Here is a 20,045-nt window from a genome sequence, read left to right as displayed (position 1 = left end):
ATGGCGGCCGTGGCGTTCCTGTCACCCGCCATGCTCGTCATCGGCCTGTTCACGGTGGTGCCGATCGGGCTGACGTTCTGGATCAGCCTGCACGAGTGGTCGATGTACACCCCGCTGAGCGAGATGTCGTGGCGGGGACTCGGCAACTACACCGACCTGCTCGGCGACGACGGCTTCTTCACCGCCCTCGGCAACACCGCGCTGTACGTGGCGCTGGTGGTCGTGGTGACGTTGCCGCTGTCCCTGGCGCTCGGCATGCTCCTGTACTTCCCCCGCGTCATGGGCAAGGGGGCGGCCAGGGCGGTGCTGTTCTCGACGTACGTGATCCCCACGGTGGCGATCTCGATCGTCTGGGGCGGGCTCTACGCCCCCGACTACGGGCCGCTGTCGCGGCTGTTCGACGCATGGGACCCGACCTGGTTGAGCTCGCCCGACACCGCGCTGGTGTCGCTGGTGATCTTCCACATCTGGCAGATGACCGGCTACTACACGGTGCTGGTGGTCGCGGGGCTCACCCAGATCCCCGCCGACCTGTACGAGGCGGCGCGCATCGACGGCGCCGGGTTCTGGCGGCAGACGGCGCACGTCACGCTTCCGCTGCTGCGCCGTACGACGGTCTTCATCGGGCTGGTGGCGATCATCAACGCGATCCAGGTGTTCGACCCCGTCTACATCCTCACGCAGGGCGGTCCCGCTGAGAGCACGAGCGTGCTGTCGTTCGCGATCCAGCGGGCCGCCTTCCAGCACGGCATGGCGGGGCAGGCCAGCGCGATGGCGTTCACCCTGCTGGTGCTCCTGGTGGCGCTCGGCGGCGTGTTCCTCGCCGCGGTCAGGAGGCGGTCATGAGGCGTGCGGCGGCCGCGGCGGCGATCGCGCTGGTCATGCTGCCCGCACTGTTCCCCCTGTACTGGATGGTGATCTCCAGCCTCAAGGGGCCCGAGGAACTGCAGGCGATCCCGCCGACCTGGTGGCCGCGCGAGCCGTCGTTCGGCGCGTTCGCGGAGGTGTTCGAGGCGGTGCCGTTCGGCACGGCGTTCGTCAACAGCCTGCTGCTGGCCGGGGTGGCGACGGTGTCGGTGCTGGTCACGAGCGTGCTGGCCGGGTACGTGTTCGCCAAGCACCACTTCAGGGGTCGTGAGGCGCTGTTCTGGGGGGTGGTGGCGACCATGTTCCTGCCGCCTGTCGTGACGCTCGTGCCGCTCTACTGGCTGGTGTCGTCCATGGACCTGGCCGACAGCTACCTGGGCGTGCTGCTGCCGTGGCTGGCCAACGCCTTCGGCGTCTTCCTGATGCGGCAGTTCGTCGCCGACGTGCCCGACGAGCTGCTCGACGCGGCCCGCATCGACGGCGCGGGCGAGCTGCGCATCGTGTGGCGGGTGGTCACGCCGCTGCTGCGGCCCGCGGTGGTGAGCCTGGCGATCTTCTCGTTCGTCTTCTACTGGAACAACTTCATCTGGCCCCTGTCGATCCTGCAGGACGACGCGAAGTTCCCCGTGGTGCTGGCGCTGAGCCGGCTGCTCAACTACAGCACCTCCGTGCAGTACCAGAACGTGGTCATGGCCGGGGCGCTGATCGCCTCCCTGCCGACGATCGTGGTGTTCCTGCTGGCACAGCGGGTGTTCGTGGCCTCGCTGTCCAGGACGGGGGTGAAGGGATGAGGTACGTCGGCGTCGACGTGGGGGGCACCCTGCTGCGGGTGCTGGTCGAAAGCGACGGCGTGCGCGGCGCCGTCGCCAGGCACACGGTGCCCCGCTCCTACGACGAGCTGGTCGGCCTGGTCGCCGAGCTCGCGGGGCCGGGGGCCCATACGGTGGGGGTCGGGCTGCCCGGCACGTCGGCGGGCGGGAGCCCGGTGTTCGTGCCCGCGCTGCCGTGGCTGCAGGGCCGTCCGCTGGCCGACGACCTGGCGGAACGGCTCGGCGCCCCGGTACGGCTGGGCCTCGACGGCCACCTCACCCTGCTGGCAGAGTCGGTGGAGGGCGCGGCCAAGGGACGGCGCTCGGCCGTGCTGGTCGCCGTCGGCACGGGGATCGGCGGCGCGCTGCTCGTCGACGGCAGGATCTGGCGCGGCGCGCACGGCAGCGCGGGCTCGTGGGGCTGGCTCCCCGCCGGCTCCGACACGGGGCCTGACACGGGCGGGCCTGACACGGGCGGGCCTGACACGGGCGGGTTCGACACGGGCGGGTTCGAGGGGGCCGCCTCGGGGGCGGCGCTCGGCGGGCGGGGGCCTGAGCTGGTCGCGGCCGCCCGCGCCGGCCGCATGCCGCCCGAACTCGACGCCTACGCTCGACGGCTGGCGCGGGGCATCGCCGCGCTGGCCAGCACGCTCGACCCCGAGGTCGTCGTGGTGGGCGGCGGCATGGCCGACGCGATGGACGTGCTGGGACCCATGCTCGCCGTTCACATCGAGCGGCTCGCCTCGCCCGACGGGCGGCGGGTGCCGGTGGTCGCGGCGGGCCTCGGGTCGAGCGCTGGAGCCGTGGGCGCGCTGCTCGCGGCCAGGATCGGGGAGGACTGGTGAACATGAAAGGGCTCGACCCGACCTCGGGCGTGCCGCTGTACCTGCAGGTGGAGCGGTCGCTGCGGCAACGCATCGACGCCGAGGAGTGGGTGCCGGGCGCCCAGCTGCCCACGGAGGACGAGCTGGGAAAGGCCTACGGCGTCAGCAGGGTCACCATCCGTCAGGCGCTGGCCAGGCTCGTCGACCGCGGGGTGCTGGTGCGCGAGCAGGGCAGGGGGACGTTCGTCCGCGACACCAGCCTGACGGCGGGCGCGCGCGGCGTCACCTCGTTCACCGCGGAACTGGCGGGGCTCGGGCACCCGTCGGGCGCCAGGGTCCTGGAGCAGGGCGTGGTGCCCGCCGTCGACTGCGACCTGCCGAAGGAGATGGGCCTGGGACCCGGCGACCTGCTGTTGCGGCTGCGCAGGCTCAGGACCGACACCGCCCGCCCCGTCGGTGTTCAGACGGCGCTGCTGCCGCTGGAGCGCTTCCCCGGCCTGGATCGGCTCGACTTCACCGACCGCTCGCTGTACGAGACGCTGCGCGAGCACTACGGCCTCGTGCCGCGCGAGGCGATCGAGACCTTCACCGTCGGCGGCGTGCTGGACGAGGACGCCCCCACGCTCGGCGTGGCGCCCGGCGCGCACGCCTTCTACGTCGAGCGCCTCACCTTCGACGCCCACGGCCCCTTCGAGTACGTCCGCAGCGTGATGCGCGGCGACCGCTACCAGATCCGCTTGGCCCTGCGATGAGAGGAATCTCGTGACCTACACCCGTCTCATGATCGATCTGCTCGACCGCCTCGACTCCACCCAGGGCGCCGCCCTCGACGCCGTCGCCGAGCGCTGCGCCGACGCCGTGCAGAACGGCGGCCTCATCCACCTGTACGGCAGCGGCCACTCGGTGATCCCCACCATGGACGCCTTCCCGCGTTACGGCAGCTTCGCCGGGCTGCACCCGCTGACCGATCCCCGCCTGATGTGGCACAACGTGCTCGGCCCCGGCGGGGTGCGGGAGCTGCTGTGGCTGGAGCGGACCGAGGGCTACGTCGAGCAGTACCTCGACCACGAGCCGCTCAGCGCGGGTGACGTGCTGGTCGTCTACTCGCACGGCGGGCGCAACGCCGCTCCCGTCGAGGCGGCCATGTACGGCGCCAAGCGCGGCCTGTTCACCGTGGCCGTCACCTCCGTCGCCAACCTGGAGCGTCCCGCCGAGCACTCCAGCGGCAGGCGCATCGCCGAGGTGTGCGACGTCACCATCGACACGGGCGTGCCCGTACAGGACGCGATCGTCGACGTCGACGGATGGGACCGTCCCGTCGGCGGCGCGTCGACCGTCGTGGCCTGCGTGGTCAGCCACGAGATCGTCACCAGGACGGCCGCCGTGCTGGCGGGCAGGGGCGTGGTCGTCCCGACGTTCGTCTCGCCGACCGTGCCCGGCGCCTCGGTGTCGTCGAACGACGAGGTCTTCGACGAGCACCGGCGTCGCCTGCACGCCGCCGAGGGCAGGGCGCGAGACTAGGCGTCCCGCGGCCGATGAGGGAGGTGGCCGTGCTGTTCGCCGAGATCGGCGCCAAGCAGGGCCACCAGGGCGTCGGCTGCGGCTACGCCAGGCGGGCCGGTGGCCCCGGCCGGTACGCGCGGCCGGGGCTCGGCCTCACGTTGGGCGAGCAGGCCGCGAAAGGGACGGTGGACCAGGCAGTGGTCGGTTCTCCGGCCTGAACCGTATTGCCTGATCGCTGGGCGTGCCTTTACGACGTTCCGGGCAGCGTCACCAGTATGAATGGTGGAAAACGGACAAAGACCATCATCGGCACAATCTTCGCCGGATCGGTTCTGCTCGGGGTGGCGTCCTGCGGGACCGACGGCACCGAGTCCGGCACCGCCGTGGCCAAGCAGGTGCCCGCCGGAGGCGCCGTCGCAGCCCTCCCGTCTCCCACCGGGATGCCCACCGGAGCCCCGAGCATGGAACCCAGCGGCTACCCGACCATGGAGCCCAGCGGCGCGCCCAGCATGGGCGCGGGCGACGTGGAGAGCCTCGAGAAGGCGGGCATGGCGGCGGTGGAGGCCGTCGAGGGCTCCACGCTCATCGCGATCGAGGCCAGGGACAACGGTCGGACCTGGGAGGCCCACGTCGTCGGGACGGACGGCACCGAGCACAGCATGGACATCGACGCCGAGTCGGGCAACGTGGTCTCGGGACCCACGGCCGAGCAGGACGACGCGGCGGAGAAGGCCAAGCTCATGGACATGGTCAAGAGCGCCGTTCTCACCTACAAGGAGGCGGCGCAGAAGGCCACCGAGTCGGTGCCCGAAGGCAGGATCGCCGAGCTGTACCTGGACCGGCACGAGGGCAAGGTGGCGTGGGAAGCCGACCTCCTCACCCCTGACGGGACCAAGCACGAGGTCTACGTCGACGCCAAGGACGGCACCGTCTCCAAGGAAGGCTCGACGAGCTGACATCGGGTCGATCCCGTGGCGTGACGCGACCGCCGCGCCATGAGGCGACATGAGCCACGATCGCGGCATGCCGCGTCACGATGGTGACATGACACCGCACCACGATCGCGACCTGGGCGCTCGCGTCACGATGGTGACATGAGCGCCGCGTACACGCCCCGCTGGCCCGCGATCCTGCGCAGGGTCGAGACCAGACCGTGGGCCGCCACGATCCTGGCCGCCATCAGGGCCGACTTCACCCGCTGGACGCGCGAGCTGGTCATCCCGGGCCCCGAACGCCCGTCGGCGTGGAGTCACCACTACTTCTGCGACGGCGACGGCGCGCCGCTGGTGTTCGACGCCGCCACTCCCGCGCGCCACGCGTGCTCCCTGTGCGGCAGGGTCTACCTCGGCGAACCGTGGGACGGCGCGTGGCGCACCACGATGCACAACGCCGCCGCCGTCCAGGCACAGCGCGCCGCCCTGCTGGTCCGCCTGTCGGACGGCCAGGAGCCACGCGCGGAGCTCGAACGCATCGCGGCCGTCTACGCGCGCGACTACCTTGCCTACGAGCCCCACGGTGTCAACGCGGGCACGGGCAGGGTCCTGCCGCAGTCGCTCGACGAGGCGGTCTGGGCCGTCGGCATGCTGCGCGCGCTGCGCTGGGCGGGCGACGCGCTCAGTCCCGCCACCTGCCTGGCGGTCGACGCCATGGCGCGGGCGATCGTAGAGCTGCTGCGCCCGCAGGTCGGCATGATCCACAACATCCACTGCTGGCTGCTGGCCGCGCTGGCCGAGTGCGCCGCCCGGCTGGGCAACGACGAGCTGATGGCGTGGTGCCGCGATTCCCCCTTCGGCGCGGAGACCCAGGTCATCGAGGGTTTCCGGCCCGAGGGCCTCTGGTACGAGGTCAACGCTCACTACCACTACTACGCGGTCGCCGCGCTCCTGTCCTACCGCGAGGCCGCGGGGCCCGCGGGGCTGTCCGCGCGGGCGGCGCTGCGGCTGTCGCGCGCCATCGCCGCCCCGCCCTCCCTCGCCTACGCCGACACCTGCCTTCCCGCCTACGGCGACGGCTGGGCCGACTGCCACGTCGGCGACTTCGCCTCCCAGGCCGAGGCCGCCTGCGCGGTCGTGCCCGAGGCGCCGGTCGACCTGGCTCCCTACTACGAGCGCCCGCGGCCCGGCCCGGTGCGTCCCTGGTTCGGCAACCCTGCCACCTTGCCGGGCTGCGCGGAGATCCAGGGCCGCTCGTCGGTCGCCGCCCTGGTCTTCGGTCCCGACGACGTGCCCGCGGGCTCCGGCGACCGCGCCTCGTTCGTGTGGCCGTGCACGGGGATCGGACTGCTGCGCTCGGCCTCGGTACGGCTGGCGATGCGGTTCGGCCCCGACGGCGGCTGGCACGACCACCGCGACAAGCTCAACGTCGACGTGGAGACCGCCACGGGCTGGTCCAGCCTCGACCTCGGAACCAGCGGCTACGGCTCGGACTTCACGGCGTGGATGCGCTCACCCCACGCGCACAACCTGGTGATCGTCGACGGTGCCCGGCAGCCCGCGCACACCGGACGCCTGCTGGAGTCGTCCGCGCGCCACCTCGTGGCGGAGTCGGCGTGGGAGGGGACCGTCCTGCGCCGCTCCGTCGAGGTGACCGACGGCGGGTGGACCGACGAGTTCACGGTCACGCTGGCGGCGCCAGGCCGTATCGAGTGGGTCTTCCACGGCGACGGCCGCTTCGCCGCCGCCGAGCGGGCAGGCGCACCCGCCCCGGACGAGACGGCCTTGCGCGACGTCCGTTTCACCACCACCGAGCGGGCCGGCGCGCCGGCCCCGGACGAGACGGCGTTGTGCGACGTCCGTACGCTCCTCGTGCCGCCCGACCGTGTCCTGCGCGGCGCCTGGGACGTCGACGGCGCGCCCCGCCTGGCGCTGGCCGTGCCGGAAGGGTTCGAGGCCTACACGGCGACGGCGACGGGCAACCCGAACGGGCGTCCGCTCGGCGTGATCCTCCTGCGCGGGCATGGTGACCACGCCCGCTTCCACGCGACCTTCGAGCTCAGCTCGGAACGCCCGCGCCGAGACTCCCGCCGGGAGCATCCACGCTGAGCTCCCCTCGCGGAAAACCCGCGCCGAGACTCCCGCCGGGAGCGGGCGTGTTGAGGAGCAGGCTCTGGCACAGGTCGGCGAGCGTGCGGCGCAGCGGCGCGGCCCGCTCGGCGAAGCCCCGCTGGGCGGCCGCGTAGGCGAGCCGCCCCTCGGGCGTCTCGATCGGGACCGGCTCGTAGCCGAGCGCGCTGAGGTCGTAGGGGCTGGCGCGCATGTCGAGCGTCCTGATGTCGCGGGCGAGCTCGAAGCAGTCGGCGACCAGCTCGCTCGGCACGAGGGGCGACAGCTTGTAGGCCCACTTGTACAGGTCCATGTTGGCGTGCAGGCAGCCGGGCTGTTCCAGCTCCACCTGGCGTTCGCGGGTCGGCCGCAGGGTGTTGAGCGGTCTGGCGGCCTCGGTGAAGAACCTGAACGCGTCGAAGTGGCTGCACCGCGCGCCCCTGCGCTCGACGACGGCGGCGATCTCCTCGGGCGGCATGCGCAGCGGCTGGGCGGCGTGCCGTACCTCGTCGGCGGGCTGCTTGTAGACCATCGCCCACTCGTGCATGCCGAAGCAGCCGAACTGCCCCTGCCGCGACGCGGTCGCCGACAGCAGCGCGGCCGTCCACTCGACCATGGCCCTGCGCTTGGCCAGCAGCCGGTCGGCGTCGACGGTGGCGCCCTCGTCGGTGTCGAGGTAGTCGGCCCCGTAGCCCTGTGCCTCCGCCAGCACGACGCCCGCGCCCGGGTGCCACCTGCGCAGCCGCCCCGGACGGTAGCCGTAGTAGTCGAACAGGAAGTCTTCGACCGGGTGGGCCTGACCCTCCCTGCGGCGGCTCAGGTGCGGCCCGACCCAGGCGTCGACCCGCCGCTGATGCGCCTCGGCCCGCGCCTGCCACTCCCGCTTGTCGAGGATCCTCACCGTTTCATCGTAGGAACCCCGGCCCACTGCCGTGGCCGCCGGGCGCCGCCGGTCACCGGGATGGACATCGGCGCGAGACGACGGCCCGGCGGGCCCGCGGGTGGCGGCCGTCACGGGGTTGCTCAACGCCCGGCGGCAGGCCGCCGTCACGAGGTGAGCATCAGGGCGAGGCGGCGCGTCAGGCCGGTGTTGCGGCGCAGGCCGAGCCGGTGGACGGCGAGCTCGAGCGCCTCCCGCTGCCCGACCAGCACGACCCAGGCCTTGGCCCTGGTGACCAGCGTGTAGAGCAGCCGCCGGCGCAGCATCACACCGCCCGCCTCCACCACCAGCGGCGCGACCACGAACGGGTACTCGCTGCCCTGCGAGCGGTGCACGCTGATCGCGTAGGCGTGGGTGAGGTCGTCGAGCTCGTCGAACCGGTAGGGCACCACGTCGCCCTCGTCGATGCGCACCTCCACGACGCGCTCGTCCATGTCGAGCGCGACGACCGTGCCCATCTCGCCGTTGAAGACGCCCTTGTCGTAGTTGTTGCGGATGGGCATCACCCGGTCGCCGACCCGGTAGACCGACGCGCCCGACCAGTGTTCGGGCGTGCCGTCACGGGCGGGGTTGAGCCGCTCCTGGATGAGCCGCCCGATCTCCGCCGTGCCGGCGTCGCCCTTGCGCATGGGGCAGAGCACCTGCACCTGGTCGGGCCTGACGCCCTGCTTGGCGGGGATCGCCTCGGTCGCCAGGTGCACGACCCGCGCCGCCACCGCCGAAGGGTCGTCGAGCTCCTCGAACCAGAACCCGCCCCCGCCGGGCGTGTACGGCACCGCCCCCGCCCTGATCTGGTGGGCGGCCTGGACGATGCCGCTGCCCTCGGCCTGCCGGAAGACGTGCGTCAGCCGCATCCTGGGGATCGTCTCGACCCGCAGCAGGTCGGACAGCACGCTGCCCGGCCCGATGCTCGGCAGCTGGTCGCTGTCGCCCACCAGCAGCAGGTGGCTTCCCGCCGGGATCGCGGAGCACAGCCGCGTGGCCAGGTGGAGGTCGAGCATGGAGGCCTCGTCGACCACGATGAGGTCGGCCTGCGCGGGCGTCTGGTCGAAGAGCTTGTCGGGATCGGGCTGGACGGCCAGCATCCTGTGCACAGTCGTCGCCGGCAGCCCCGTCAGCTCCGACAGCCGCTTGGCCGCCTTGCCGGTCGGCGCGCACAGGGTGACGGCGCCGCCCATCGCGCGCACGGTCGAGGCGATCACCTTCACCGTGTGGCTCTTGCCGCAGCCCGGGCCGCCGGTGAGGACCGAGACCGTGCTGGTCAGCGCCATGGTCACGGCGGCCAGCTGATCCTCGTGCAGGCCTGGGTCGTCGCTGAAGGCGCGCAGCGGCAGCGTCGAGCGGGCGCCGAACAGCCTGGCCAGCTCCGCGGCCAGCTTGAGCTCGCGGCTGTGGTGTTCCTTGGAGTAGACGACCAGGTCGTCGTCGGTCTCCTCGACGACGACGCGGCGCTCGGCCAGCAGCGCGTCGACCATCCGGCTGACGAGCTCCTCCTCCAGCTCCAGCCGCTCGGCGGTGCGGGCGATCAGCGCGGGAAGCGGCAGGAAGCAGTGGCCGTCGCGGGCGGCCGCCGCCTCCAGCCTGTCGACGACGGCCGCCTTGATCCGCTGCGGGCTGCGCTCGGGGACGCCCGAACGCAACGCGATCCTGTCGGCCGTGGCGAACGCGATGCCCCTGACGCGGCCGATGAGCTGGTAGGGGTCGGAGGCGAGGATCTCGGCCGAGGCCTGGCCGTACACCTGGAAGATCTTGGCTGCCAGCAGCGGGCTGACCCCGAATCCCTGCAGCACCACCATGAGCGCGGCGACGGCCTTCTGTTCCTTCCACGCCTCGACGATCTGCGCCTGGCGGGCGGGGCCGATGTTGATCACCTCGACGAGCCGCTCGGGCGCGGTGTCGATCACGGTGAGCGTGGACTCGCCGAAGTGGCCGACGATCGCCTGGGCCAGGCGCGAGCCGATGCCGCGGATCAGCCCTGAGCCGAGGTAGAGCTGGATGGCGTGGACCGTCGAGGGGACGACGCGTTCGCACGCGGTGACCGCGAAGCGCTTGCCGTAGGTGGCGTGCTCCTCCCAGCCGCCCTCCAGGCGCAGCGTCTCGCCGGGCTGCGCGCCCGCCAGCGCCCTGCCCGAGGCGACGAAGCCGGCGGCCCCGCTCTCGCTGCTCATGCGGGCGACGGTGTACGCGTCCTCCCTGACGTACACGAGCTGCTCGACGGATGCCTCCACGCACAGGATCCAACCACGCGCCGCCGACATTCAGCGGAGCGGCGGCGCCTTGCGGGCCGAGCCCCGGTAGAGCTCGGGGTCGTAGCGGCGTTCGCTCTCGTCCAGCTTGTCGTTCGCCGCCCGCACCAGGTCCACGCCGAGCACGTCGGCGAGCCGTACCAGGTAGCCCGTCACGTCTCCGAGCTCGGCCCGCACCCGCGCCATCGCCTCGTCGTCCAGTCGCTCGGCGTCGGCGAGCCACTGGAACTCCGCCACGAGTTCGCCGACCTCGCCCGCCAGCGCCATCGCGAGGTTCTTCGGGGTGTGGAACCGCTCCCAGTCACGCGCTTGCGCGAACCCGCGCAGCCGTACCGCCAGCTCCTCCAACGGGGACGTCATGGCTGGTGACACTACCCCTGTGTTACCGGCAGATTTCATCGCGACCGTTGACAGGCGATTATGTTAACGATAACAATCGGCGCAATCCACCACTTTCCTGAGGGAGCCACCACCATGAGGATGGGACGAATCTGGGGCGTGGTCTCCGCGCTCGCCCTGGCCGCGACGATGACGGCCTGCGGCTCCAGCCAGAAGACCGTCGACGCGCAGGCCTCCCCCACCGGCGGCGCGGCCGCCGGCGCCGGAGCGCTGATCGGCGTCACCATGCCGACCAAGTCGTCCGAGCGCTGGATCCACGACGGCGACAACGTCAAGTCCCAGCTGGAGAAGCTCGGCTACCAGGTCGACCTCCAGTACGCGGAGAACGACATCCCCACCCAGGCCAACCAGATCGAGAACCAGATCACCAAGGGCGCCAAGCTCCTGATCGTCGCCTCGATCGACGGCACCGCGATCACCTCGCAGCTCCAGCAGGCCGCCGACAACAAGATCCCGGTCATCGCCTACGACCGGCTGATCCGCAACAGCCCGAACGTCGACTACTACGCCACCTTCGACAACTTCAAGGTCGGCGTGCAGCAGGCCACCTCCCTCCTGGCCGGGCTGGGCGTCGACAAGGGTGAGAAGGGGCCGTTCAACGTCGAGCTGTTCGGCGGCTCGCCCGACGACAACAACGCCACCTTCTTCTGGAACGGCGCCATGTCCGTGCTGCAGCCGCAGATCGACAGCGGGACGCTGAAGGTCAAGAGCGGACAGACCGACTTCAAGACCGCGGCCATCCTGCGCTGGGACCCGGCCACCGCGCAGAAGCGGATGGAGGACATCCTCACCAAGACCTACAGCGGCGGCGAGAAGGTGGACGGCGTGCTGTCGCCGTACGACGGGCTCTCGATCGGCATCCTGTCGGCGCTCAAGAGCAACGGCTACGGCACCAGCGGCCAGCCGTACCCGATCGTGACCGGGCAGGACGCCGAGCTGGCCTCCGTGAAGTCGATCGTCGCGGGCGAGCAGTACTCCACGATCTTCAAGGACACCCGCAAGCTGGCCGAGACCACGGTGAAGATGGCCGACGCGGTGCTCAAGGGCGGCAAGCCCGAGGTGAACAACACCAAGGACTACGACAACGGCACCAAGGTCGTCCCGTCGTACCTGCTCGACCCGGTGATCGTCGACAAGGCCAACTACGAGCAGATCATCATCGGCGGCAACTACTACACGGCGGACCAGCTCAAGTGAGCATCCTGACGATGAGCGGGATCAGCAAGAGCTTCCCGGGCGTCAAGGCGCTGCACGAGGTCGACCTCACCGTGCGGCGGGGCGAGATCCACGCGATCTGCGGCGAGAACGGCGCGGGCAAGTCCACGCTGATGAAGGTGCTGTCAGGGGTCTACCCGCACGGCGACTACGAAGGCTCGATCGAGTTCGACGGCGAGCTGTGCGCGTTCAAGGGCATCCGCGACAGCGAGCGGGCCGGGATCGTCATCATCCACCAGGAGCTGGCGCTCAGCCCGCAGCTGTCGATCGCCGAGAACATCTTCCTGGGCAACGAGCGCGCCCGGCGCGGCCTGATCGACTGGAACCGCACCAACTTCGAGGCCGGCGAGCTGATGAAGCGGGTGGGCCTGGCCGACAACCCGGTCACGCCGGTGTCGGACCTCGGGGTGGGCAAGCAGCAGCTGGTCGAGATCGCCAAGGCGTTGTCGAAGCAGGTGAAGCTGCTCATCCTGGACGAGCCGACCGCCGCGCTCAACGACGACGACTCCGCTCATCTGCTGGACCTGCTGCGCGGGCTGCGGGACGAGGGCATCACGTGCGTGATCATCTCGCACAAGCTGAACGAGGTGATCGCGATCGCGGACACCGTCACGATCCTGCGGGACGGCCGGACGATCGAGACGCTGGCCGCCGCGGGGGTCACCGAAGACCGGATCATCGCCGGGATGGTGGGCAGGGCGCTGGACAACCGGTTCCCCCCGCACGAGCCGGCCATCGGGGAGGAGGTGCTGCGGATCGAGGACTGGACGGTGCACAGCCCGAGCCAGCATGGCCGCAAGGTGGTCGACGGAGCGAGCCTGTCCCTGCGGCGCGGCGAGATCGTCGGGCTGGCCGGGTTGATGGGCGCGGGCCGTACCGAGCTGGCGATGAGCGTGTTCGGACGCGCCTACGGCGTCGACATCTCGGGCTTGATCGTCAAGGACGGCCGGCCGATCGAGATCCGCGACGTCCGTGACGCGATCAGGCACGGCCTGGCCTACGCCACCGAGGACCGCAAGCGTTACGGCCTCAACCTGATCGACGACATCAAGCGCAACATCTCCGCCGCCGCGCTGAAGGGGTGGTGGGTCGACGAGCGGCGCGAGTATCTCCTGGCCGAGGAGTTCCACCGCAGCATGAACATCAAGGCGCCCGGCGTCTCCAGCGTGGTGGGCAAGCTCAGCGGCGGCAACCAGCAGAAGGTCGTGCTGTCGAAGTGGATCCTGACCGGGCCTGACGTGCTGATCCTGGACGAGCCGACCAGGGGCATCGACGTGGGCGCCAAGTACGAGATCTACACGATCATCAACCGGCTGGCCGACGAGGGCAAGGCGGTGCTGGTGATCTCGTCGGAGCTTCCGGAGCTGCTGGGCCTGTGCGACCGCATCTACACCCTCTCCGAGGGCCGCGTCACAGGGGAGCTGCCCCGGGGCGAGGCCACCCAGGAGAGCCTCATGCATCTGATGACCAAGGGAAACCCACGATGACCATGACGCAGGCCCGGCCGCAGACCGAGCAGAAGCCTGCCGGGCTGAAGCTCAACGTGCGCGCCGGCGGCATCTACGTGGCCTTCGCGCTGATCGTCGCGCTGTTCTCGGTGCTGACCGACGGGGCGCTGCTCACCCCGCAGAACATCTCGAACATCATCGTCCAGAACTCCTACGTGCTGATCCTGGCCATCGGCATGATCCTGATCATCATCGCCGGGCACATCGACCTGTCGGTGGGCTCGGTGGTGGCGGTCACCGGCGCCCTGTCGGCGGTGCTCATGGTGAACATGGGCATGCCGTGGCCGCTCGCGCTGCTGGTCACGATCGCGGCCGGCGGCCTGATCGGCGCCTGGCAGGGCTACTGGATCGCCTACTTCGGCATCCCCGCCTTCATCGTGACTCTCGCGGGGATGCTGCTGTTCCGCGCGCTGACCCTGACCGTGCTCGGCAACCAGGGCATCGGCCCGTTCCCCGACGCGGTCCGCACCCTGGCCAACGGCTTCACCGACGGCTACCTGGGCAACATCGGTCTTGGCCCGCTCGGCGGCGCCGACCTGTTCAGCCTGATCGTCGCTCTGCTGGCGGTCGGCGGCATGGCCGCCGCCCAGTGGCGCACCCGCACCGCCCGCGCAGGCTACGGCCAGGCGATCGAGCCGCTGCCGCTGTTCGTGGCCAAGCTGGCCGCGGCCGCCGCGCTCATCCTCTTCCTGGTGGTGCAGCTGGCCAGGTTCAAGAACCTGCCCTGGGTGCTGGTACTGCTCGCGCTGCTGGTGCTCGGCTACTCGGTGATGGCCAACCGCACCGTCTTCGGCCGCCGCATCTACGCCATCGGCGGCAACCTGCAGGCCGCGGTCCTGTCCGGTGTCAAGGTCAAGCAGGTCGTCTTCTGGATCTTCGTCAACATGGGCGTGCTGTCGGCGATCGCCGGCATCATCTTCGCCGGACGGCTCAACCAGGCGGGCCCGACCGCGGGCAACAGCTTCGAGCTCGACGCCATCGCCGCGGCCTTCATCGGCGGCGCCGCCGTGCAGGGCGGTGTGGGCAAGGTGGCCGGCGCGATCACCGGCGGCCTCATCATGGCGGTGATCAACAACGGGATGTCGCTGATCGGCTCCCCGAGCGAGCGCGTCATGCTCGTCAAGGGCGCCGTGCTGCTGGCGGCGGTCGCCTTCGACGTGTGGACCAAGCGGCGTTCGGGCGCCGCCCGCTGATCCGGCACATTGATCTAGTCTGACATGTCAGCGAAAGGAGTCACCGTGAGCAGGCCTCGCTCCCCCGTGATGTCTGATGTGGCCAAGCTCGCCGGCGTGTCACACCAGACGGTCTCGCGGGTCCTCAACGACCACCCCAACGTCCGCGAGCAGACCCGGGCGCGGGTCCTGCAGGCGATCGACCAGCTGGGCTACCGGCGCAACCTCGTCGCCCGCGCGCTGGTCACCAGCCGCTCGCGCACCCTCGGGGTGGTCAGCTTCGACACCACCCTGTACGGGCCGGCCAGCACGATCTACGGCATCGAGCAGGCGGCCAGGACCGCCGGCTACTTCGTCAGCATCGTCAGCCTGAAGTCGCTGGACGCCTCCAGCGTCGGCGAGGCCATCGACTACCTGGCCGAGCAGGGCGTCGACGGCGTCGTCGTGGTGGCCCCGCAGCGCTCGGCGGCTCGCGCGCTGGACAGCCTGCCCGCGGGCATGCCCGCCGTGGCCGTCGAAGGCGCCCACCGCTCGCCCGTCTCGGCGGTGTGCATCGACCAGGTCGAAGGCGCCAGGCTCGCCACCCGGCACCTGCTCGACCTCGGACACCACACGGTCTGGCACGTCAGCGGCCCGCCGGACTGGCTGGAGGCCGAGGGCAGGCTGGAGGGCTGGCGCGCGGTGCTGCGCGAGGAGGGCCGCCCCGTGCCCGAGCCGCTGTCCGGCGACTGGAGCCCGCGCTCCGGTTACGTCGCGGGCCAGCGGCTGGCCGCGATCGACGGGGTGAGCGCGGTGTTCGCCGCCAACGACCAGATGGCGCTCGGCGTGCTGCGCGCCTTCACCGAGGCCGGGGTCAGGGTGCCGGAGCAGATCAGCATCGTCGGCTTCGACGACATCCCCGAGTCGGAGTTCTTCTCACCGCCTCTGACCACGGTCAGGCAGGACTTCGGCGCCGTCGGCAGGCACAGCATCGAGCTGCTGCTGCGCCAGATCGACGCGTCCGGCCCCGTCGATGTCGAACGCCTGGTCGTGCCGCCGGGGTTCATGATCAGGTCCAGTACGGCCCCCGCCGGCTGAGCCGTCCGTCCTCTTTCACTCGTTTCGCATGGAGCAGTTTGTGAACGCTAACAAGTACGTGGTCGGCGTCGACTTCGGCACGCTGTCGGGGCGCGCCGTCGTCGTGCGGGTCTCCGACGGCGCCGAACTGGGCAGCGCCGTGCACGAGTACGCGCACGGCGTCATCGAGACCGCGCTTCCGGGCACGGACGTGCGTCTCGGCCCCGACTGGGCGCTGCAGTCACCGCAGGACTGGCTCGATGTGCTGCGCGTCGCCGTACCCGAGGCGATCGCCGCCGCCGGGATCCCGCCCGAGCAGGTGATCGGCATCGGGACCGACTTCACCGCCTGCACCGTGCTGCCCACGACCGCCGACGGCACGCCGCTCTGCGTGGAGACGCCGGCGCTGCCGCACGCGTGGCCGAAACTGTGGAAGCACCACGCCGCGCAGTCGCACGCCGACCGGATCAACGCGGTGGCGGCGGCTCGCGGCGAGCCGTGGTTGCGCAGGTACGGCGGGAAGATCTCCTCGGAGTGGGAGTTCGCCAAGGCGCTGCAGGTCCTGGAGGAGGACCCCGGCGTCTACGCCCGTGCGGAGCGCTGGATCGAGGCGGCCGACTGGATCGTGTGGCAGCTGGCAGGAGTGGAGACCCGCAACGTCTGCACCGCCGGATACAAAGGGATATTCCAGGACGGGACCTATCCCTCGGCTGACTACCTCGACGCGCTGAACCCCGACTTCGCCTCCTTCCCCGACAAGCTCGCCACCGCTCCCGTGGCGCCGCTCGGCGGGCTCGCGGGCCGGCTGACCGAACGGGCCGCCGCGTGGACCGGCCTGCCCGAGGGCATCGCCGTCGCGGTCGGCAACGTCGACGCGCACGTCACCGCCGCGGCCGCCGACGCCGTGCGGCCGGGCCAGATGGTCGCCATCATGGGGACCTCCACCTGCCACGTCATGCCCTCCGACCAGCTGGCCGAGGTGCCCGGCATGTGCGGAGTGGTGCGCGACGGGATCGTGCCAGGCCTGTGGGGATACGAGGCGGGGCAGTCGGGAGTCGGCGACATCTTCGCCTGGTTCGTCGACAACGGGGTACCCGCCTCCCACACCTCGCAGGCCGCGGCGAGCGGGCTGTCGACGCACGAGTACCTCACCGAGCTGGCCGCGGCGCAGGCCGTCGGCGAGCACGGCCTGGTGGCGCTCGACTGGCACAACGGCAACAGGTCGATCCTCGTCGACCACCACCTGTCCGGCGTGATCGTCGGGCAGACGCTGGCCACCCGGCCGGAGGACGTCTACCGGGCGCTGATCGAGGCGACCGCCTTCGGCGCGCGGCTGATCGTGGAGACCTTCGAGCGGTCGGGCGTGCCCGTGGAGGAGTTCGTGGTGGCGGGCGGGCTCATGAGGAACCGCTTCCTCATGCAGGTGTACGCCGACGTGCTGCGCCGCCCGCTCTCGCTGATCGGATCCGAGCAGGGACCCGCCCTCGGCTCGGCCATCCACGCCGCGGTGGCCGCCGGGGCCTACGAAAACATCGGCCGGGCCGCGGCCGCGATGGGCAAGCGCACCGTCGCGGCCTACGTCCCCGACGAGAAGCACGCCGCCGCCTACGACCTTCTGTATGCCGAATACCGCAAACTCCATGATCTTTTCGCGGACGGCGCTCTGCTGCACACCCTCCGCCACATCCGCGACCAGGCCATCGCCCCTCAGACCGAGGCCACGGACACCGCCGGAAAGGAGGCGGGGGCATGAGGAAGACCGTGTGCGACCTGCACGCCGAACTGGTCAGGAACAGCCTGGTCGCCTGGACCGCGGGCAACGTCTCCGGCCGGATCCCCGGCGAGGACCTGTTCGTCATCAAACCGTCCGGAGTCTCCTACGACGAGCTCACCCCTGAGGCGATGGTCGTCTGCGACCTCGACGGCAACCTGGTCGAGGGCGACCACGCCCCGTCCAGCGACACCGCCGCCCACGCCTACGTCTACCGCCACCTTCCCGAGGTCGGCGGGGTGGTCCACACCCACTCGACGTACGCCTCGGCCTGGGCCTCCCGCAACGAGCCCATCCCGTGCGTGCTGACCGCGATGGCCGACGAGTTCGGCGGCCAGATCCCCGTCGGTCCTTTCGCGCTCATCGGTGATGACTCGATCGGGCAGGGCATCGTCGAGACGCTCAGCGGTGCGCGCTCGCCTGCCGTACTGATGCGGAACCACGGGGTCTTCACCATCGGCAAGGACCCGAAGGCGGCGGTGAAGGCGGCCGTCATGTGCGAGGACGTCGCCCGCACCGTCCACATCGCCCGCCAGCTCGGCGAGCCGCTGCCGATCCCGCAGGCCGACATCGACCGTTTGTACGACCGCTACCAGAACGTCTATGGACAGAGGAGCACCCGTTGAGCATCTGGTTTCTCACCGGCAGTCAGGGCCTGTACGGCGAGGACACACTGCTGCAGGTGGCCGAGCAGTCAAGGGAGATCGCCGCCCGGTTGCCCGTCGAGGTGGAGTGGAAGCCGGTGCTGACCGACGCCGCCGCCATCCGCCGGGTGATGCTGGAGGCCAACGCCGACGACGACTGCGCGGGGGTGATCGCCTGGATGCACACCTTCTCCCCCGCCAAGATGTGGATCGCCGGGCTGGACGCGCTGCGCAAGCCGCTGCTGCACCTGCACACGCAGGCCAATCGTGACCTGCCGTGGAGCTCCATCGACATGGACTTCATGAACCTCAACCAGGCGGCGCACGGCGACCGCGAGTTCGGGTTCGTGCAGACCAGGCTCGGCGTGCCCCGCAAGACCGTCGCCGGGTACGTCGGCGACCCCGGCGTCGCCGGTCGCGTTCTGGCGTGGTCGCGCGCCGCGGCAGGGCTGCGGGAGCTGCGCACGCTGAAGCTGGCCAGGTTCGGCGACAACATGCGCGACGTGGCGGTCACCGAGGGCGACAAGGTGGAGGCCCAGCTGCGCTTCGGCGTCTCGGTCAACACCTACGGCGTCAACGAGCTCGTCGAGGCCGTCGACGCGGCGTCGGACGCCGACGTCAGCGCGCTGGTCGCCACGTACCAGGACCTGTACAAGATCGCGCCTGTGCTGCTGGGCGAGCGCCACGACTCGCTGCGCTACGCGGCCCGCATCGAGCTGGGACTGCGGTCCTTCCTGGAAGCGGGCGGGTTCAAGGCCTTCACCACCAACTTCGAGGATCTCGGCGGGTTGCGCCAGCTGCCCGGCCTCGCCGTGCAGCGGCTCATGGCCGACGGGTACGGCTTCGGCGGCGAGGGCGACTGGAAGACCTCGGTGCTGCTGCGCACGCTGAAGGCGATGGCGCCGGGCGGGGGCACGTCCTTCATGGAGGACTACACCTACCACCTGGCCCCCGGCCAGGAGCTCATCCTGGGCGCTCACATGCTGGAGGTCTGCCCGTCCATCGCGGAGGGGACCCCGTCATGCGAGATCCATCCGCTGTCGATCGGCGGCAGGGAGGACCCGGTCCGGCTGGTCTTCGACGCCGCGCCCGGTCCCGGCCTGGTGGTGGGGCTGGCGGATCTCGGTGACCGCTTCCGTCTGGTGGCCAACGAGATCGACCTGGTCGCCCCGCTGGAGCCGCTGCCCCGCCTGCCCGTCGCCCGCGCGGTCTGGCGGCCCCGCCCGAGCCTCGCCACGTCGGCCGAGGCCTGGCTGACCGCGGGCGCGCCGCACCACACGGTGCTCTCCACGGCCGTGGGTGCGGAGGAGCTGACCGACCTGGCCGAGATGCTGGAGGTCGAGCTGCTGATGATCGACTCCGACACCACGACCAGGCGGTTCGCGAAGGAGCTGCGCTGGAACCAGGCCTACTACCGCCTCGCCAGGGGCCTCTGACCGTCCCGGCCTTCCCGGGCGGCCGCACCCCACGGAAGGCCGGTTCGTCGCCGGTCTCTCCCCCGGCGGGACGGTGCCCCCGGTTCGCCCCCTCGATCGCCGGCGGTCCCGGCTACCGGATCGCCGGCACCGCATCACCGCTCCGCGCGTCAGCCTCCTGCCAGGGCCTTGACGTCAGCGGTGGTCAGCGTCTTGCCTCCGATGCCCCAGTCACCGCTCTTGACCTCCTCGACGACGACCCATGTCACCGAGCGCATGTTCTCGCCCTCGATGCTGACCATGGCGTCCGTGAGCTTCTCGACCATCTCGGCCTTCTGCGCTTCGGTGAAGACGTCCTCAATGATCTTGACGTTGATGAGTGGCATGTTCTCTCCCCCGTGATTCGTGCCTCTACGGTGCGACACAACCGCGTGGCGGGGCGCCTGACCTTCAGGTGAACGTCAGCCGCTCGGCGACCGTGCCGCAGGGCCCTCGAACAGCGCGCGGACGTCGGGCGGGAGTTCGGCCATGGCGCTCCCCCTTCCACTGATGCGGACACGGCCAGTCTCACACGAGAATGACCGGATGCCACACCGTGGGGCATACGTGGGGCATAGGTGAACGAGGAGGTCATC

General features: G+C 70.9%; 19 protein-coding genes. 15 read left to right on the top strand and 4 right to left on the bottom strand.

All coding sequences use genetic code 11. The features are described 5' to 3' along the window. The 8 genes from ACFSKW_RS33050 to ACFSKW_RS33015 all read left to right on the top strand — a co-directional run bounded on the left by ACFSKW_RS33050 (position 1) and on the right by ACFSKW_RS33015 (position 7,044). Positions 1-846, top strand: a complete 846-nt coding sequence (locus ACFSKW_RS33050; protein ID WP_379576474.1) for a carbohydrate ABC transporter permease — start codon at positions 1-3, stop codon at positions 844-846. Then, positions 843-1,658 carry a carbohydrate ABC transporter permease gene (locus tag ACFSKW_RS33045; protein WP_379576472.1) on the top strand — a complete coding sequence of 272 codons (816 nt, stop codon included), beginning with the start codon at positions 843-845 and terminating at the stop codon, positions 1,656-1,658. Before ACFSKW_RS33050 ends, ACFSKW_RS33045 begins: the two co-directional genes overlap by 4 nt. After that, positions 1,655-2,521 carry an ROK family protein gene (locus ACFSKW_RS33040; protein ID WP_379576470.1) on the top strand — a complete coding sequence of 289 codons (867 nt, stop codon included), beginning with the start codon at positions 1,655-1,657 and terminating at the stop codon, positions 2,519-2,521. Before ACFSKW_RS33045 ends, ACFSKW_RS33040 begins: the two co-directional genes overlap by 4 nt. A gap of 2 nt (positions 2,522-2,523) precedes the next feature. Beyond that, positions 2,524-3,252 (top strand): GntR family transcriptional regulator, encoded by a 729-nt coding sequence (locus tag ACFSKW_RS33035; RefSeq protein ID WP_379576907.1) that lies wholly within the window; start codon positions 2,524-2,526, stop codon positions 3,250-3,252. Between the two features lie 10 nt (positions 3,253-3,262). Then, positions 3,263-4,021 (top strand): sugar isomerase domain-containing protein, encoded by a 759-nt coding sequence (locus ACFSKW_RS33030; protein WP_379576468.1) that lies wholly within the window; start codon positions 3,263-3,265, stop codon positions 4,019-4,021. Positions 4,022-4,035: 14 nt separating this feature from the next. Then, entirely contained in the window at positions 4,036-4,221 is a 186-nt protein-coding gene (locus tag ACFSKW_RS33025; protein WP_379576466.1) for a hypothetical protein, read from the top strand. A gap of 57 nt (positions 4,222-4,278) precedes the next feature. Beyond that, on the top strand, positions 4,279-4,959 hold the full coding sequence (locus ACFSKW_RS33020) for a PepSY domain-containing protein (protein ID WP_379576464.1): 681 nt from the start codon (positions 4,279-4,281) through the stop codon (positions 4,957-4,959). A 138-nt stretch (positions 4,960-5,097) separates the two neighbouring features. Next, the gene (locus ACFSKW_RS33015) at positions 5,098-7,044 is read left to right on the top strand and encodes a heparinase II/III domain-containing protein (RefSeq protein WP_379576462.1); all 1,947 of its coding nucleotides are present in this window, start codon (positions 5,098-5,100) and stop codon (positions 7,042-7,044) included. Here the strand turns inward: ACFSKW_RS33015 and ACFSKW_RS33010 are convergent. The 3 genes from ACFSKW_RS33010 to ACFSKW_RS33000 form a co-directional block, all read right to left on the bottom strand. Beyond that, complete coding sequence (locus tag ACFSKW_RS33010) at positions 6,995-7,945, bottom strand: 3-methyladenine DNA glycosylase (protein ID WP_379576460.1); 951 nt, start codon at positions 7,943-7,945, stop codon at positions 6,995-6,997. The genes ACFSKW_RS33015 and ACFSKW_RS33010 overlap by 50 nt on opposite strands. A 146-nt stretch (positions 7,946-8,091) precedes the next feature. Beyond that, on the bottom strand, positions 8,092-10,212 hold the full coding sequence (gene recD2, locus ACFSKW_RS33005) for an SF1B family DNA helicase RecD2 (protein ID WP_379576458.1): 2,121 nt from the start codon (positions 10,210-10,212) through the stop codon (positions 8,092-8,094). Positions 10,213-10,242: 30 nt separating this feature from the next. Continuing rightward, positions 10,243-10,590 carry a nucleotide pyrophosphohydrolase gene (locus ACFSKW_RS33000; RefSeq protein ID WP_379576456.1) on the bottom strand — a complete coding sequence of 116 codons (348 nt, stop codon included), beginning with the start codon at positions 10,588-10,590 and terminating at the stop codon, positions 10,243-10,245. 114 nt (positions 10,591-10,704) lie between these two features. Here ACFSKW_RS33000 and chvE point away from each other — a divergent pair, with 114 nt between their 5' ends. The 7 genes from chvE (at position 10,705) to araA (ending at position 19,431) form a co-directional block, all read left to right on the top strand. Next, a complete protein-coding gene (gene chvE / locus ACFSKW_RS32995) occupies positions 10,705-11,826 on the top strand; it encodes a multiple monosaccharide ABC transporter substrate-binding protein (RefSeq protein ID WP_379576455.1) in 1,122 nt (373 codons plus the stop codon). A gap of 11 nt (positions 11,827-11,837) precedes the next feature. Beyond that, a complete protein-coding gene (gene mmsA / locus ACFSKW_RS32990) occupies positions 11,838-13,331 on the top strand; it encodes a multiple monosaccharide ABC transporter ATP-binding protein (protein ID WP_379576453.1) in 1,494 nt (497 codons plus the stop codon). After that, complete coding sequence (gene mmsB, locus ACFSKW_RS32985) at positions 13,328-14,545, top strand: multiple monosaccharide ABC transporter permease (protein WP_379576451.1); 1,218 nt, start codon at positions 13,328-13,330, stop codon at positions 14,543-14,545. The genes mmsA and mmsB overlap by 4 nt, the downstream gene beginning before the upstream one ends. Before the next feature lie 69 nt (positions 14,546-14,614). Continuing rightward, positions 14,615-15,601: a LacI family DNA-binding transcriptional regulator gene (locus tag ACFSKW_RS32980; RefSeq protein WP_379576905.1), complete on the top strand. Its 987-nt coding sequence runs from the start codon at positions 14,615-14,617 to the stop codon at positions 15,599-15,601. A gap of 28 nt (positions 15,602-15,629) precedes the next feature. Continuing rightward, on the top strand, positions 15,630-17,333 hold the full coding sequence (gene araB, locus ACFSKW_RS32975) for a ribulokinase (RefSeq protein WP_379576450.1): 1,704 nt from the start codon (positions 15,630-15,632) through the stop codon (positions 17,331-17,333). Next, the gene (locus tag ACFSKW_RS32970) at positions 17,330-17,977 is read left to right on the top strand and encodes an L-ribulose-5-phosphate 4-epimerase (RefSeq protein ID WP_379576448.1); all 648 of its coding nucleotides are present in this window, start codon (positions 17,330-17,332) and stop codon (positions 17,975-17,977) included. Before araB ends, ACFSKW_RS32970 begins: the two co-directional genes overlap by 4 nt. Continuing rightward, positions 17,974-19,431, top strand: a complete 1,458-nt coding sequence (gene araA, locus ACFSKW_RS32965) for an L-arabinose isomerase (RefSeq protein ID WP_379576446.1) — start codon at positions 17,974-17,976, stop codon at positions 19,429-19,431. The genes ACFSKW_RS32970 and araA overlap by 4 nt, the downstream gene beginning before the upstream one ends. Before the next feature lie 149 nt (positions 19,432-19,580). Here the strand turns inward: araA and ACFSKW_RS32960 are convergent, their stop codons facing one another. Then, positions 19,581-19,796, bottom strand: coding sequence for a tautomerase family protein (locus ACFSKW_RS32960; RefSeq protein ID WP_379576444.1), 216 nt, complete (start codon positions 19,794-19,796; stop codon positions 19,581-19,583). Positions 19,797-20,045: the final 249 nt, after the last annotated feature.

The organism is Nonomuraea mangrovi (assembly GCF_042681425.1).
GTDB lineage: Bacteria > Actinomycetota > Actinomycetes > Streptosporangiales > Streptosporangiaceae > Nonomuraea > Nonomuraea mangrovi.
The sequence above is the reverse complement of the archived record's forward strand: the minus strand, read 5'-3'. Positions and strand labels throughout refer to the sequence as shown.